The organism is Rhodococcoides kyotonense (assembly GCF_001645385.1).
GTDB classification, from domain to species: domain Bacteria; phylum Actinomycetota; class Actinomycetes; order Mycobacteriales; family Mycobacteriaceae; genus Rhodococcoides; species Rhodococcoides kyotonensis_B.
In genome coordinates this window covers 76,961-90,084 of sequence record NZ_LVHI01000004.1, presented here as the reverse complement: position 1 = coordinate 90,084, position 13,124 = coordinate 76,961, and the positions used below count along the sequence as shown (strand labels likewise).

The following is a 13,124-nucleotide window of genomic DNA, read 5'->3' as shown; positions in this document are numbered from 1 at the left end:
TGCAATGGGCTCAGGTCACCAGGGGTCGGGCTTCACCTCCGGGTTCTCGACGGTCGGCGGCAACGTCGCCAGTGCAGAAATTCGCTTCAGGCCGGCGACCTGCAACAGGTCGACGATGATCGACCGCAGCTGCGCGAGCACGACCGTCGCCGACAATCCTGCGTTCCTGATCAGTTCCGGCTTCGCTCCGGCCGCAACGGTCCGCAGCACCCGAGCAGCCTCGGCCGCGTCGGGCTGCTGGCCGGGATCGGCGAGGATCATCTTGCGGAGGACATCGACGGCATGAGCCAACTTCTCGACCTCGTCGACGAGACGCGGGTCGAGGATCTCGTCGTCACGCACGAGCGTCAGCGACCGACGCGCGAGCACGCGGATGTTGCGGATGGCGTTGTCGATGGGGTCGGCCGTTCTCGCGAGCTCGCCCAACCGATTTCGGTGACCCCAGTACAACGGCGAGAGTCGCGCGATCTCGCGACCGCCCTTGATGTTCGTCCGCAGCGCGTCGATGTCGGACTGCGTCGCGCGCGCCTTCTTCAGCGCTTCCTCGATCGGCTTCGGATCGTTGGCGACGAGACCGTCGGCGACCTTCTGCAGCACGTCACCTGCGGTGCCGAGGACCTTGGCCGCATCCTTGCGCGCACGCCACACCGGATGCGTCGGAATGAGGGCGACGATCGCGATGCCGACGAGACCACCGGTCAACGCGTCGACCATGCGGTCGATTCCGCCGGAATTTCCCGGCGGAATGAGCGTCGCGACGAGTACCGCGGACGAGCCGGCCTGCATTGCGATGATGGGACCGCCGTCGAGAAATACGGCCGTCGACATCGCCAACGCGACGACGAGGGCGATCTGCCACGGGCCACTGCCGATGGCCGAGATGATCAGATCGCCGACGCCGATTCCGACGGTGACTCCGGCGACGAGCTCGGCCGACCGGCGCATGCGAGCGCCGAGCGAGATTCCGAGAGAGACGACGGCCGCGATAGGCGCGAAGAACGGATGCGTGTGCCCCACGATGTCCGTTGCCACGAACCACGCCACGCCTGCCGCGAGCGCGCACTGAACGATCGGAAGCAACGACAGCTGCAACCGGGTGCGCCCGGCCCTGATGCGCGCCCGACCTCGCCTGGCGTTCGGGCGCAGCCGATCAGCCGAGACCGAGAGCTTCGGCTGCCTTCGGGTCGCTGTCTTCGAGGAGGTCGAGGCACCGCGCGTACTCGTCGTTCTCTTCGATGTCGCGGGCGGCTTTGGCGAGGACGGCGACGCAGCGGAGGAATCCTCGGTTGGGTTCATGGCTGTACGGGACCGGCCCGAATCCCTTCCATCCGTTGCGACGCAGCTGATCCAGGCCGCGGTGATAGCCGGTCCGCGCATACGCGTACGCGGTGATGGTCTGGCCGGACTCCAGCGCGGCTTCCGCGAGGTACGCCCATGCGATCGACGCCGTCGGGTGGGTCGCCGCGACCGAAGCCGGGTCCTCGTGATTCAGGAGCGCGGACTCAGCCTCGTCGTCCCCTGGGAGCAGCGTCGGCTGCGGTCCGAGCAAGTCACCGAATGAAGTCATGGGGTCCATTGTGCCCCTTCACCCCGCGCGGCTTCCGGGCCACCACCGGCTTGCTCGTTAAGATCTGGCGATGCAGATGTGGCGGTCGATCGGGAGCAGGCGTGTCGGACGATGAAAACGGAGCGGAGGCGCGGGCGGACGAGCCCGTGACCAAGGCGATTCCGAAATCGAGGAAACCGTCACCGAAGGTGCCGCCGCGCAAGATACCGCCACGGCTCGACACGCTGCCGCCACAGGCGAGGCCGCAGAGGATCGAACCGAGTCAGCCGGAACGCGTGAAACGCAGCTCGTCCGGGCGCCGTTGGGTAATGGCGTTCGTCGGTGCACTCGTCGTGATCGTGGCTGCGGGCGCCGTCGCGTTCGCGTACATGTCCCGAGACCGGGGATCCTCGGAGGAGGCGCAGATCCGGTCGTCGATCGAGACGTTCACACAGGCCCTGACGACGGGCGATCTGGCAACGCTGCGGTCGTCGACGTGCGGAGATCTGGCGACGTTCTATCGAGACATTCCCGACGCGGAATTCGCTGACGTGCACCGCGTGGCCGTCGAGCAGGGCAGCATCCCGGTGGTCCAGAGCATCGACGCGGTCCAGATCACGGACGACACCGCGATTGCCCAGGTCACCGCGTACACGGCCGCGAACGCCGCCGATCGTTCTCCACGGACCTTCGATCTACGCCTCGAGGGCGAGAGTTGGAAGATGTGCGGCTGACGCCGCATGTGAGTGGGAATGTGCAGCGGGCTACACATTCCCACTCACGAGCCGGCTAGCCGGCCGAAACGCTGCGACCTGCGGACTTGAGGTCGTTGCACGCCTCGACGACGCGGGCAGTCATACCGGCCTCGGCCTTCTTGAGGTAGCTGCGCGGGTCGTAGGCCTTCTTGTTGCCCACCTCGCCGTCGACCTTCAACACACCGTCGTAGTTGGTGAAGAAGTGGCCGGCGATGGGACGGCTGAACGCGTACTGGGTGTCGGTGTCGACATTCATCTTCACGACGCCGTACTCCAGGGCCTCGTCGATCTCGCTCTTCAGCGATCCCGATCCGCCGTGGAACACGAAGTCGAACGGCTTCGAACCGGCGGCCAGGCCGAGCTTCTCGGAGGCGACCTTCTGGCCGTCGGCGAGCACGGACGGCTTCAACTTGACGTTGCCCGGCTTGTAGACGCCGTGGACGTTGCCGAACGTCGCAGCGAGCAGGTAGCGCGAGCCCGCATCTCCTGCACCGAGAGCCTCGACGGTCTTCAGGAAGTCCTCGTTCGACGTGTACAGCTTGTCGTTGATCTCGGCCTCGACGCCGTCCTCTTCACCACCGACGACACCGATCTCGATCTCGAGGATGATGCGCGCAGCTGCCGCCTTGGCGAGCAGGTCCTTGGCGATCTCGAGGTTCTCGTCGATCGGCACCGCGGAACCGTCCCACATATGCGACTGGAACAGCGGGTTCTTGCCTGCGTCGACGCGCTCTTGCGAGATGGCGAGCAGCGGGCGGACGTAGGTGTCCAGCTTGTCCTTCGGGCAGTGGTCGGTGTGCAGCGCGATGGTGACGTCGTACTTGGCGGCGACGACGTGCGCGAACTCGGCGAGCGCTACCGCGCCGGTGACCATGTCCTTGACGCCGAGGCCGGAGCCGAACTCGGCACCACCGGTCGAGAACTGAATGATGCCGTCACTTCCCGCGTCGGCAAAGCCCTTGATTGCGGCGTTGATGGACTCGGATCCCACGCAGTTGATCGCCGGGAATGCGAACTGGTGTTCCTTCGCCCGGCCAAGCATCTCTGCGTAGACCTCGGGAGTTGCGATCGGCACGGCGTCATTCCTCCAATGTGAAGCAGATGATTGTCTCCTGCAGTATGGCAAGCCCTGGCCCGGGCTGTCGCGCTACCCACCCGGAGGCGTCCAGTCCCGATCAGGACGAAACGGACAGACGTCGCGAAGGAAATCGACACCTGTCGTTCAGGTTCTCCCAGGTTCGGCCGGTAAGGTGGGCGCGGTGAGTCTTCTTGCTGCCTCGGAATCCGTGACGACGAACCTGGCTTTGTTGCCCGGCTTTCTCGATCCAGTCAACCTGCTGAACTCGTTCGGCACCTGGGTGCTCGTCGGACTGCTCCTCGTGGTCTTCATCGAGTCGGGTTTGCTGTTCCCTCTCCTTCCCGGTGACTCTCTGCTGTTCACGGCAGGCCTGATCGCCGCGTCGAAGTCCACCGAGGTCGAACCGTTCGCCTCCATCTGGACGCTGATCATCCTGATCCCCATCGCCGCTATCGCCGGTGACCAGGTGGGTTACTTCATCGGCCGCAAGGGCGGAACGGCGCTCTTCAAGTCGGACGACGCCAAGTTCTTCAAGAAGAAGTACATCGACGAGTCGCACGCGTTCTTCGAGAAGCACGGTCCGATCACGATCATCCTGGCCCGTTTCGTGCCGATCGTGCGCACCTTCGCCCCCGTCGTCGCAGGCGCGTCGAAGATGAAGTACTCGATCTTCGTCACCTACAACATCGTCGGTGGTGTCGTGTGGGGTGCAGGCGTCACCCTGCTCGGTTACTTCCTCGGCCAGATCGCGTTCATCCGCGACAACGTCGACATCATCTTCATCATCATCGTTCTCGTCTCGGTGCTGCCCATCGCGATCGAGGTCGGCAAGCGATTCGTCAAGGCTCGCAAGACGCCGCTGTCGGAGGCCACGGACGCCATCGACGCGCAGCAGGACAACCCCAACTCCTAGATCGCGAATGCAAGAACAGTGATTCAGTCGATGGGCCAGTTCGGTCCTCTTGAAACCGCAGGGCCACTCGTGGTCTGGATCGTGGTGGTCACGTTCGTCTTTCTCGAGTGCGCGGTCATCATCGGCTTGTTCCTGCCCGGCGATTCCATGCTCATCACCGCAGGCATCGTCATGGCTACGCACGCGTCGGGCACCGGGCACATCTGGGCGCTGTCGGCGGGCGCGATGATCGCCGCCATCGCAGGAAACCAGGTCGGCTACGTCATCGGCCGCAGAACGGGATCCAAACTCGTCGCGCGCAAGAACGGCAAGTACCTCAACACCAAGAACCTGCACAAGGTGAACGTGTTGCTCGAGAAGCACGGCTTCTGGGCCGTCCTGGTCGCGCGGTGGATCCCGTGGGTGCGCACGTTGTGCCCGATGGTCGCGGGCGCGGCCAACATGAATCACCGTCGCTACACGATCGCGAGCACGTTGGGCGCCATCATCTGGGCACCGGTTCTTCTGCTCGTCGGATTCTATTTCGGCAGTTTCCTGGAGAAGGTGCCGTGGCTGCTGCCTGCCGTCCTCATCGCGATGATCGTGCTTCTCGTCGTCGGCACGTGCGTCGGAATCTGGCAGTACCGAAAAGAAATGGCACGACCGGAAGAAGTCGTCGAGGTCGAGGAAGTCCTCGAGTAGTTCAGTTCTTCTCGGCGACGACGAACACCCGCCGGAACGGGAAGAGCGTCCCCGTCGGAGTCGACGGGTAGGCCTCCCGCAGCAACTCCGCGTACTGCGCCTCGAAACGCGGCTGCTGTTCGTCGTCGAGCGCGTCCAGCACCGGCCGCAACCCGGTGCCGCGCACCCAGTTCAGTACCGGATCGGCCCCGGGCAGCACATGCACGTACGACGTCTCCCACGCATCGACGGCCAGGCCCGCACCCATCAGCGCCGACGCGTACTGCTCGGCGCGGTCGACGCTGTCGGTCCCGCGAAGTACTCCCGAGAGCACCGGCGCCCACTCGTCCGACTCGGCGAGGCGACGCATCAACACGTGTGACGGCGCGTCGAAGTTGGCAGGAACCTGAAAGGCCACGGTGCCGCCTGAATTCAGCTGCTCGGCCCAACGGGTGATCAGTTCGCGATGCTCGGGCACCCACTGCAGTGCCGCGTTGGACACCACGACGTCGATGTTCGACGCGTCGAAATCGGAGATGTCTCCTTCGATCACCGTCACGTTCGACGGCAGATCAGCAGGCTGCCCGGCAACCATGTCCGGGGACGAATCGATCCCGGTGATGCGGGCGTCGGGCCACCGCTGCGTCAACGTCGCGGTCAGCACGCCGGTACCGCACCCCAGGTCGACGACCTCGACGGGCGATGCGTGCTGCACCCGCTGCACCAGATCGTAGAAGGGCCTCGAGCGTTCGTCGGCGTACCGGTGGTACACCGTCGGGTTCCAGGACGTCCGCGGCCCGGTTCCTGTCATGACGAAAGCTCCTATCGGTATCCCGCAGCGGACACCGTGTACGCCGCTTCCATGAGCATCCAACCGCTGAGCTGGACCGACAGGTCGCGCTCCGGCACGGCCGACGAACGCACGGTCCCACCCGAAAACGTGGCCACCGTGTGCCCGGGACCGGGTAGCCGCGCTTCGGTCTCCCACGACGCACCGAACAGCGGGTGATCCTCGACTTCCAGCCGGTTCTCCCACGCAGCCTCGGCCGACCGCAGCACGATCGACGCGGCCAGCATGCGGGCCCTTTCGTCCTCGTCGGTATCACCCGGCAGGGACGTCGCGACGAGAGCGAGATAGCGGGCGAGGATGCCGTCGAACAGGCCGCCGTCTCCCCCGCCACCACCGACGATCACGCACTCGCGACACAGATGAGTGTCGACCGAGTTCACCAACGCATGGACACGCTCGCGGTGCCGAGACGCCCCGACCCGGACGGCGAGTTCCGTCTCGACGCCGAGCACGACGCCCTGGCAATAGCTGTACACAGCTCGGTCCAGATCACCGCTTCCCCTGATGCCGTCGAGAATCAGGCCCGTCGCGGGGTCACGCAGAGTGGCGTCCATCCAATCCGCCATGGCCTGCGCGCGCCACAACCGGCCTCCGCGCGCAAGCAGGATCGACGCAGGCCCGTTCGCGGGTGCGTTGAAGAACGTGTCACCCTTCCGCCACGGAATTCCGCCACCGGATTCCGGTGACCACGCGTCGAACAGCTCCATCTCGAGAGCTTGGATACCGCCGCGATTGTCGACGGCGTGCAACCGCTGCGCCCGTTCGAGCGCGAGACCGAGCCACGCCATGTCGTCGTAGTAGTTGTTGGTCCATCCGCTGATGTTCCGAATGCGGTGTGCGCGTGCGATTTTGGCGAGTCGGCGACGCCGCTTTGCGGTGGGTTCACGACTGGCCGCGTCGACGGCGCAATCCAACAGATGCGCCTGCCACCAGTAGTGCCAGCGGAAGAACATGCGTTCGCGTCGAACCGGCGGCCAGGCGACGACCGCGAGCGCAGTGCCGGGCAATGCCCACAGCCGACGCACATGCCGCGCAACGACGGCCCCCTCCGCAGCGTCTGCCCGCTGCGACCACTGCTCCTGCATGTCTCGATCCTGCCATCACCGCACGGGAAGGGTCACGAAGGTGTCACGTCCAGGCATCGGACAGGTCCGCATGCTGCCGAATCCAGGCATGCATCGCGATCCCGGCCGCCACTCCTGCGTTGATGCTGCGCGTCGATCCGTACTGCGCGATCGACACCGTCATCGACGCCCCACCGCGCGCCTCGTCGGTGACGCCCGGGCCCTCCTGCCCGAACAGCAGGAGGCATTCCCGCGGCAGTTCGGCGGTTTCGATGGGCACCGAGCCGGGCGTGTTGTCCACGGCGACGACGGTCAGCCCGCGCTCGGCGGCGAACTCGAGCAAGTCGGCGACGGTCGCGTGATGATGGAGATGCTGGTACCGATCGGTCACCATCGCGCCGCGACGATTCCACCGGCGTCGGCCCACGATGTGAACCGCTTGTGCCGCAAAGGCATTCGCGGTCCGGACGACGGTGCCGATGTTGGCGTCGTTGGCGAAGTTCTCGATCGCGACATGCAACGGGTGACGACGACGGTCGATGTCGGCGACGATCGCCTCACGCGTCCAGTAGCGATACGCGTCGACGACGTTGCGGCGGTCTCCCGACTCCAGCAGTTCGGGGTCGTAGCGAGGGTCGGTCGGGCGCGGTTCGTCGTGTTCGGTCTCCCACGGCCCGACTCCGTTCGGGTTGTCACCCCACTCCGTCGGACCGATCGCTACCTCGTCGAAACCGTTGCTGCTCAATAGACTTCGTTGCTGTCGGGAGCGATACGGAAGCCGTGTCCGGTCTCGTCGTTGGTGCAGGAGATGCCGTCGGCTGCAGAGGTGCATGTGTAACCGTCGGCGGCGATGGTCTGCCCGACGCCCAGCGGCGGATCGATGGCCTCCCCGCCCGAGGTGTACACCGCGCCGCCCGCGCACATGAACGACGCCGCGCCCTCGTTGGTGACACGAATTCCGTTGCCCCAGCTGATCATACAGTCCTCCGGACGCGGGGGAACCGGATCGGTCGTGCCCTGACATCCCGCCTCGGTGCGCGAGGACAGCGTGACGATGCCGCACTGGAACTGCCCGTCCGGCGAGCTGAAGTAGTACGCCCCGTCGAGCGCCGCGTACGTGGTCTGCGGCGTCGGCGCGGGGGCGGGCTCGGTCGTCGTGGGGAGCGGTGCTTCGGTCGTCGGGACGGGGGCTTCCGTCGTCGTGGTGGGGGCCGCTGTCGTGGTGGTCGTCGTCGGCGCGGCCGACGACGGAGCGGCGACGTCGGCGCCCGATTCGCTGCCACACCCGGCCAGTACGGCCGCTGCCGCACAGAGACCGGCCACTGCCAGACGCTTGTTCACCATGTTCGACCCCGACCCCACTTTCGCTTCACGCTTTCTCGCTCAGCGACCATACCGGCGAAGGCCGGCGGTCGCCGTCGGGGTGCGGGTTGTTCAGCTCCGGTCGACCATGCCGGTCTAGGTGTGGCTCAGGCGACGGTTCACCTCGCGCGTCAGCCAGGCAGGCGAGAAGCGCGAACCGAGCGACAGCGCCTTCGACTGCAGACCGACCGGGAAGTGCACTTTGTGCAACAACGGCCTCTGTCGCAACCCTTTCGCCGGTCTCGTGGCGTCGAAAATGGCCTGTGAGACGTCGTCGGCGGTGAGCTTGATTCCGAGCGTGCTCGTCGTTCCCGTGCTGACATCCTTGGTCATCGCGGTCTGGACGAACAGCGGCCACATGGCCTTGACCGAGATGTCGTACTTCTTCCATTCGAGGTCGAGCGCCTCGGTGACACCGCGTACCGCGAACTTCGTCGCACCGTAGGTCACGAGCTCGGGCTGGCCGTAGATCGCCGACGCCGAACACAGGTTGACGACCTGAGCACCTCGCGTCACCTTCAGATACGGGAACGCCGCGAGCGTTCCGTAGACGACACCGTTGAAGTTGATGTCGATCTGCTTCTTGTGCACCTCGAGCGGCATCTCTTCGAACGGTCCGGCGACGAGAATGCCCGCGTTGTTGATCAACACGTCGAGACGTCCGTCCGCCTCGGCGTCGAACTCCTTCAGACGCTTCTCCCACTGCTGCGGGTCGGTCACGTCGAGGACGCCGGTGACGATGCGTCCGCCCCTCGAGGTCACCTCTTTGCTCAGCGAAGCAAGGCCGGTCTCGTCGATGTCGTACGCGCCGACGAGGTAACCCGAGCGAGCGAACTTGAGCGCAGTGGATCGTCCGATCCCGGCTGCGGCACCGGTGATGAAGACGGAAGGCGTAGGCATTCCGACAGAATAGGCGTTACGACGGTTATCGGTAAGTCCCTCGGGGATATTTCAGGACTACGCTGAAGTTCTCGTCGAGGAGATGTGGGTGAATCACGAACGGATTTTGCGCGCCGTCGCGGCTGTGGCGGTGGTCTATGTGATCGTGCTGGTGATCTGGGCTGGGTGGCTCAGGCCACGAGCAGAGCCCGGCACCCTTCCCTACCAGCTCATGTTCCTGGTGGCGGGGTTCGCCGTCGCGCTCGGGATCGCCATGCTCGTCGCGAACCGTCGCACCGCGGAGCAGCGACGCCTCGCCAAGAACGGCGTCGAAGGCTGGGCCACGGTGGAGGCGTCGCGCAGGATCGACGACGATTCCACCGAACTCGACCTCGCGTTCACCGTTCCCGGTTCCGCCCCGTTCGCCGGTCGCATCGTCTATTCCATTCCGCCGGACGAAGCATCGAGGTTCGAACCAGGCCGCACCCTGCCGGTCATGGTCGATCCGTCGGACCACCACAAAGTGCTTCTACTCCCCGGAAAGACCCCGGACGAGTAGGTATTGAGCTACCGCATAGGTGGACAGGACGGCCCCCTCAGCGATCCGCCTCACGCGCTCGCTCGACGGCACGAGCCGACGGAACGCGATGAGGGCGTCGGAGATCGTGAACAGGACACCGCCCGCGGCGAGCCACGACCTGGTGTCGCCGGTCGGCACGACGACTCCGGCGCGCACCGTCGCACCCGGCGCGAGCGTCGGGTCGGCAGACAACGTCGACATCGTCGCCAGCAGGACGCCGTAGCCGGCGAGACCCGGTGCCACGTCCGGTGAGCGTTTCCTCAACGCCACCGCAGCGACGCCCCAGCCCGCCAGCCGCGGAAGCGCGGCCGCCGTCGTGATCCGGGCACCTCGCGACGCCAGCAGCACCGAGTAGCAGGTCTGCATGACGGCGAACGCTCCGGCACCGCCCAGAATGCGCGCATCGTCGTCGGGATCGAGCATCAGGACGTCCCCGAGCGTCGCGGCCGCGAGTGCGGATCCGAGAACAGCAGACGGACGTTCCACGCTCGCTGCGAGAGCCGGCATCATCATCGGCTTCGCGACGCGATGTACACGCTCGCGTCCCGTGGCCGCCCCGATCACCGTCGCAGCCGCCGATCCGGCGAAGAAGATCCTGGCCACGGACGTTCGTTTCATCGAGCACCCCTCATGCTTCGCAAAACTAATTAGTTGTGTGATGCTGGCCCCTATCGCTTGATCGGAACCGTGCAGCTTGTCATCGTTGAAAGGTAAACACGCGACACGACACGTAGGGACTACTATGCGCCGGAAACACACTGACCACGCTCGTAACTCCGGTGTCGGCTACCCCGCGTTGCACAACCCCCTGTTCCGACGCTCCGACCGCATCCAAGCCCGCGTCAAGAACGTCGTGGTCACGCTCGTCATCCTGATGGTGCCGATCGCTGCATGGCTCGGAATGTCCACCCTCGAAACGCAGCAGGCGCGAATGGCCGCGCAGGAGACGTCGCTCCACCAGGTAACGGCGACCACCACCGCGGAAGCGCAAGCAATGCCCCTGGCTACAGGCGATGGCGGGTCGTCCACCACCGCATCCGTCGACGCGACCTGGACGTTCGACGGCGCCCAGCACAACGGGTCCGTGTCGGTCGCCTCCGGTTCGCCCGCGGGCACCGAGTCCGAAATCTGGGTCGACGCCGCGGGCGAGCGTTCCGCTCAGCCGACGACCGGCGCCGACGCCGTCGCAGCCGCCCTGTTCGTCGGCATCGGAAGCTTGTTCGCTGTTGCGATGATCCTGTCCGGCGTCTACACCGTCGTGCGTTACCGCCTCGACCAGCAGCGCGACTCGGAATGGGAACTTGCGATCGAAAATTTCCTGAACGAGAACAGCCCGAGCTGAGCCCCCCTCCCGACGAAGTTCGGGAGGCGTCCGGCTCACTTGATATACATAATTAGCTTATGTAACATAATTGAAGTGACACAGCCCGACTCCTCGACGCGCGACCTACTCGTCGAACTGGTGACCACGTCGTCCAGGTTCGCCCGTCTTGCTGCGCAACTCGGCAGTGACGACCACCCACGCGCGTGGATGCGCGCCCTGTCACTGCTCGAGGAGTACCAACCACTCCGCATCAGCGAGTTCGCTCGTCTGGATCGATGCTCCCAGCCGTCGGCGACAGCCTTGCTCGGCAAACTCGCCGACCGAGGACTCGTCGCACGCACGGCGGACCCGTCGGATTCACGAGCCGTTCTCGTCGAGATGACCGACGACGGTGTTGCCTGGCTGAACGACGGCCGCACACACATCGGCGACGGGTTGATCCCCTACCTTTCCGACTTCGAGCCGGATCAATTGAAGAAACTGACCGCCGGCTTGAGCGAACTGCGCACGATGCTCAAGACGTCGATCTCCGAGTAGAACGCGACATATTCGCAAGGAGAGAAGAAGAAGTGAGTACATCCTCGGAAAGCTTGTTGAAGCAACCGAAAGCTGTATGGGCCGTTGCGTTCGCGAGCGTCATCGCGTTCATGGGCATCGGGCTCGTCGATCCGATTCTGAAGCCGATCGGTGAACAACTGCACGCGTCCCCGTCGCAGGTGTCGTTGCTGTTCACCAGCTACATGCTCGTCACAGGCGTCGCGATGCTCATCACGGGTGTGGTGTCCAGTAGGTTCGGGCCGAAGAAGACTCTACTGGCCGGTCTGGCGATCATCGTCGTGTTCGCCGCTCTCGCAGGACTTTCCGGAACCGTCGGCGAGATCATCGGTTTCCGTGCAGGCTGGGGACTCGGGAACGCATTGTTCATCGCGACCGCCCTGTCGACGATCGTCGGCGCCGCGTCGGGCGGTGTCGCTCGCGCGATCATCCTGTACGAGGCCGCGCTCGGAATCGGTATCGCCACCGGCCCGCTCGTCGGCGGAGTGCTCGGCGGAATCTCTTGGCGCGGACCATTCTTCGGCGTTGCGACGCTCATGGCCGTGGCGTTCATCCTGCTGATCGTCATGCTCCCGGAGACCCCGAAGCCGGCGCACACGACGTCGATCCTCGACCCGTTCCGCGCTCTGCGTCACCGCGGCCTGCTGACCGTCGGCATCACTGCGTTGCTGTACAACTACGGCTTCTTCACGCTGCTCGCCTACACGCCGTTCCCACTCGACATGGGTACGCACAGCATCGGTTTCATCTTCTTCGGCTGGGGACTGTGCCTCGCGATCGCGTCGGTGTTTCTCGCTCCTCGACTGCAGCGCGCATACGGCACGCTGAACATGATGATGGCGTCGCTGCTGTTGTTCGCGATCGACCTCGGCGTCATGGCTCTGTTCACCGAAGACAAGATCGTTCTGATCGTCGGAACGGTGCTCGCCGGGTTGTTCCTCGGCGTCAACAACACTCTGATCACCGAGACCGTGATGATCTCGGCGCCCGTCGAGCGTTCGACGGCGTCCGCCGCCTACAGCTTCGTCCGCTTCGTCGGAGGTGCCGCGGCGCCGTACCTCGCGGGCAAGCTCGGCGAGAGCAACGCTCATGTTCCGTTCTGGGTCGGCGCGGTGTGCACGCTGCTGGCGATCGTCGTATTGTCCACCGGCCGTAAGGTTCTGGCGCACGTCGACGAACACGACCCGGCCCCGCACAGCGTGGACGAGGCTCAGGCCGTCACCGTCGGGGACTGATCAACTGCCTCGTGCGCGCGAATGTACAGCGGGCTGTACATTCGCGCGCACGGGGCGCAATCCGTTCCATTCTATGCGCATGATAGTTACGATTAACGGATGGATACTTCTCGAACTCTCCGCGTCGCCATCGTCGGCGCTGGACCAGCCGGCATCTATGCCGCCGACGCACTCATGAAGTCCGACACCGATGTCAGTATCGACCTGTTCGAACGCATGCCCGCGCCCTTCGGCCTGATCCGCTACGGCGTCGCACCCGACCACCCACGCATCAAAGGCATCATCACCGCCCTGCACAAAGTCCTCGACAAACCACAGGTCCG

At 65.1% G+C, this 13,124-nt stretch carries 17 protein-coding genes; 8 read left to right on the top strand and 9 right to left on the bottom strand.

The features are described 5' to 3' along the window. Positions 1–15: 15 nt before the first annotated feature. The gene (locus tag A3K89_RS03550) at positions 16–1,086 is read right to left on the bottom strand and encodes an FUSC family protein (protein WP_174551359.1); all 1,071 of its coding nucleotides are present in this window, start codon (positions 1,084–1,086) and stop codon (positions 16–18) included. Between the two features lie 64 nt (positions 1,087–1,150). Next, entirely contained in the window at positions 1,151–1,567 is a 417-nt protein-coding gene (locus A3K89_RS03545) for a DUF3151 domain-containing protein (RefSeq protein WP_068421891.1), read from the bottom strand. 101 nt (positions 1,568–1,668) lie between these two features. On the opposite strand from A3K89_RS03545, the gene A3K89_RS03540 reads away from it, so the two are divergent. After that, on the top strand, positions 1,669–2,280 hold the full coding sequence (locus A3K89_RS03540) for an Rv0361 family membrane protein (protein WP_174551354.1): 612 nt from the start codon (positions 1,669–1,671) through the stop codon (positions 2,278–2,280). A 55-nt stretch (positions 2,281–2,335) separates the two neighbouring features. Here the strand turns inward: A3K89_RS03540 and fbaA are convergent, their stop codons facing one another. Next, a complete protein-coding gene (fbaA, locus tag A3K89_RS03535) occupies positions 2,336–3,376 on the bottom strand; it encodes a class II fructose-bisphosphate aldolase (RefSeq protein WP_068421889.1) in 1,041 nt (346 codons plus the stop codon). A gap of 184 nt (positions 3,377–3,560) precedes the next feature. On the opposite strand from fbaA, the gene A3K89_RS03530 reads away from it, so the two are divergent. Next, positions 3,561–4,292 carry a VTT domain-containing protein gene (locus A3K89_RS03530; RefSeq protein WP_068422247.1) on the top strand — a complete coding sequence of 244 codons (732 nt, stop codon included), beginning with the start codon at positions 3,561–3,563 and terminating at the stop codon, positions 4,290–4,292. A 30-nt stretch (positions 4,293–4,322) separates the two neighbouring features. Further along, the gene (locus tag A3K89_RS03525; RefSeq protein ID WP_068422244.1) at positions 4,323–4,973 is read left to right on the top strand and encodes a DedA family protein; all 651 of its coding nucleotides are present in this window, start codon (positions 4,323–4,325) and stop codon (positions 4,971–4,973) included. A 1-nt stretch (position 4,974) separates the two neighbouring features. On the opposite strand, the gene A3K89_RS03520 is transcribed toward A3K89_RS03525, so the two are convergent. The 5 genes from A3K89_RS03520 to A3K89_RS03500 all read right to left on the bottom strand — a co-directional run bounded on the left by A3K89_RS03520 (position 4,975) and on the right by A3K89_RS03500 (position 9,128). Further along, complete coding sequence (locus A3K89_RS03520; protein ID WP_068421887.1) at positions 4,975–5,763, bottom strand: trans-aconitate 2-methyltransferase; 789 nt, start codon at positions 5,761–5,763, stop codon at positions 4,975–4,977. An 11-nt stretch (positions 5,764–5,774) separates the two neighbouring features. After that, the gene (locus tag A3K89_RS03515) at positions 5,775–6,887 is read right to left on the bottom strand and encodes a glycoside hydrolase family 76 protein (RefSeq protein ID WP_068421884.1); all 1,113 of its coding nucleotides are present in this window, start codon (positions 6,885–6,887) and stop codon (positions 5,775–5,777) included. 43 nt (positions 6,888–6,930) lie between these two features. Beyond that, positions 6,931–7,611: a TrmH family RNA methyltransferase gene (locus A3K89_RS03510; RefSeq protein WP_068421879.1), complete on the bottom strand. Its 681-nt coding sequence runs from the start codon at positions 7,609–7,611 to the stop codon at positions 6,931–6,933. After that, positions 7,608–8,210: a DUF6636 domain-containing protein gene (locus tag A3K89_RS03505; protein WP_068421876.1), complete on the bottom strand. Its 603-nt coding sequence runs from the start codon at positions 8,208–8,210 to the stop codon at positions 7,608–7,610. Before A3K89_RS03505 ends, A3K89_RS03510 begins: the two co-directional genes overlap by 4 nt. 114 nt (positions 8,211–8,324) lie before the next feature. Next, positions 8,325–9,128 carry an SDR family oxidoreductase gene (locus A3K89_RS03500; protein ID WP_068421874.1) on the bottom strand — a complete coding sequence of 268 codons (804 nt, stop codon included), beginning with the start codon at positions 9,126–9,128 and terminating at the stop codon, positions 8,325–8,327. A gap of 88 nt (positions 9,129–9,216) precedes the next feature. On the opposite strand from A3K89_RS03500, the gene A3K89_RS03495 reads away from it, so the two are divergent. Then, positions 9,217–9,666 carry a hypothetical protein gene (locus A3K89_RS03495; RefSeq protein WP_068422241.1) on the top strand — a complete coding sequence of 150 codons (450 nt, stop codon included), beginning with the start codon at positions 9,217–9,219 and terminating at the stop codon, positions 9,664–9,666. Here A3K89_RS03495 and A3K89_RS03490 read toward each other — a convergent pair. Beyond that, positions 9,637–10,305 carry a lysoplasmalogenase gene (locus A3K89_RS03490; protein ID WP_068421871.1) on the bottom strand — a complete coding sequence of 223 codons (669 nt, stop codon included), beginning with the start codon at positions 10,303–10,305 and terminating at the stop codon, positions 9,637–9,639. The two genes, A3K89_RS03495 and A3K89_RS03490, sit on opposite strands and share 30 nt — an antisense overlap. Positions 10,306–10,429: 124 nt before the next feature. Here A3K89_RS03490 and A3K89_RS03485 point away from each other — a divergent pair, with 124 nt between their 5' ends. From A3K89_RS03485 to A3K89_RS03470, 4 genes are all read left to right on the top strand, one after another. Continuing rightward, a complete protein-coding gene (locus A3K89_RS03485; protein ID WP_068421868.1) occupies positions 10,430–11,029 on the top strand; it encodes an Rv1733c family protein in 600 nt (199 codons plus the stop codon). A 75-nt stretch (positions 11,030–11,104) separates the two neighbouring features. After that, entirely contained in the window at positions 11,105–11,548 is a 444-nt protein-coding gene (locus A3K89_RS03480; protein WP_254303396.1) for a MarR family winged helix-turn-helix transcriptional regulator, read from the top strand. Positions 11,549–11,580: 32 nt separating this feature from the next. Beyond that, positions 11,581–12,801 carry an MFS transporter gene (locus A3K89_RS03475; RefSeq protein ID WP_068421865.1) on the top strand — a complete coding sequence of 407 codons (1,221 nt, stop codon included), beginning with the start codon at positions 11,581–11,583 and terminating at the stop codon, positions 12,799–12,801. A 99-nt stretch (positions 12,802–12,900) separates the two neighbouring features. Next, positions 12,901–13,124: NAD(P)-binding protein (locus A3K89_RS03470; protein ID WP_157105215.1), on the top strand; the 224-nt coding region annotated here is incomplete at its 3' end.

Excerpts from the sequence above, each read along its gene's own strand:
- A3K89_RS03545 (WP_068421891.1), bottom strand. The coding sequence starts at position 1,567 with ATGACTTCATTCGGTGACTTGCTCGGACCGCAGCCGACGCTGCTCCCA.
- A3K89_RS03490 (WP_068421871.1), bottom strand. The coding sequence starts at position 10,305 with ATGAAACGAACGTCCGTGGCCAGGATCTTCTTCGCCGGATCGGCGGCT.
- A3K89_RS03485 (WP_068421868.1), top strand. The coding sequence starts at position 10,430 with ATGCGCCGGAAACACACTGACCACGCTCGTAACTCCGGTGTCGGCTAC.
- A3K89_RS03505 (WP_068421876.1), bottom strand. The coding sequence starts at position 8,210 with ATGGTGAACAAGCGTCTGGCAGTGGCCGGTCTCTGTGCGGCAGCGGCC.
- A3K89_RS03525 (WP_068422244.1), top strand. The coding sequence starts at position 4,323 with ATGGGCCAGTTCGGTCCTCTTGAAACCGCAGGGCCACTCGTGGTCTGG.
- A3K89_RS03520 (WP_068421887.1), bottom strand. The coding sequence starts at position 5,763 with ATGACAGGAACCGGGCCGCGGACGTCCTGGAACCCGACGGTGTACCAC.
- A3K89_RS03515 (WP_068421884.1), bottom strand. The coding sequence starts at position 6,887 with ATGCAGGAGCAGTGGTCGCAGCGGGCAGACGCTGCGGAGGGGGCCGTC.
- A3K89_RS03500 (WP_068421874.1), bottom strand. The coding sequence starts at position 9,128 with ATGCCTACGCCTTCCGTCTTCATCACCGGTGCCGCAGCCGGGATCGGA.